This is a genomic window from Pseudomonas syringae group sp. J309-1 (assembly GCF_032582135.1).
In the GTDB taxonomy this organism is placed as follows: domain Bacteria; phylum Pseudomonadota; class Gammaproteobacteria; order Pseudomonadales; family Pseudomonadaceae; genus Aquipseudomonas; species Aquipseudomonas quasicaspiana.
In genome coordinates this window covers 1-735 of sequence record NZ_JAWHNU010000126.1, presented here as the reverse complement: position 1 = coordinate 735, position 735 = coordinate 1, and the positions used below count along the sequence as shown (strand labels likewise).

The window sequence follows — 735 nt, the reverse complement described above, 5'->3', positions numbered from 1 at the left end:
CCGCATCGAAAGATGCGGGGCATTTTCCATGACATACATTCAAGGCGAATCACGAAACCAGACCAGCCTGTTTCCGGTGTCGATTGATGAAGTCATCCCGGAAGACCACTTGGTTCGGGTGATTGACGCCTATGTATCGCGTCTTGATCTCAAGGTCTTGGGATTCGATAAAGCCATTCCCAAGGGCAATGGACGTCCGCCCTATGACCCCGCCGACCTGCTCAAACTCTACATCTACGGCTATTTCCAGCGTGTGCGGTCTTCGCGGCGGCTTGAAGCTGAATGCCAACGAAACATTGAAGTCATGTGGCTGCTCAATCGCCTTAAGCCGGACTTCAAAACCATCGCCGACTTTCGCAAAGACAATTCGACCGCGTTCTCTGCGACTTGCCGAGCTTTTGTTCAGTTTTGCCGAACTGTCGGTTTAGTCAAAGGTGACCTGGTTGCCATCGATGGAAGCAAGTTCAAGGCTGTCGCGTCGGCCCGTCGGCATATCAGCACCAAGCATCTCAAGCGCGATCAGGAAAAACTGGATCGACGAATAGCGCAGTACTTGAAGGATCTGGACAGTGCAGATCGTGACGAAAACGAGGAAGTTGTTGATCGAGGCGCCGTTAAAACCGTACTGGAAAAACTGACCGCCAAACGCGCGGATAACGTGACCTGCCAGGCCTTGATGCAAGAGCTGCAAATCACGCAATTTATTAGCACTGAAAGTGATGCCCGGATGATGCG

Annotated in this window: 1 protein-coding gene; it reads left to right on the top strand. The window is 52.1% G+C overall.

The window, feature by feature from the left end; translation table 11 throughout:
- Window positions 1-28 precede the first annotated feature (28 nt).
- Window positions 29-735: transposase (locus tag RX972_RS29035; protein WP_316880727.1), on the top strand; the 707-nt coding region annotated here is incomplete at its 3' end.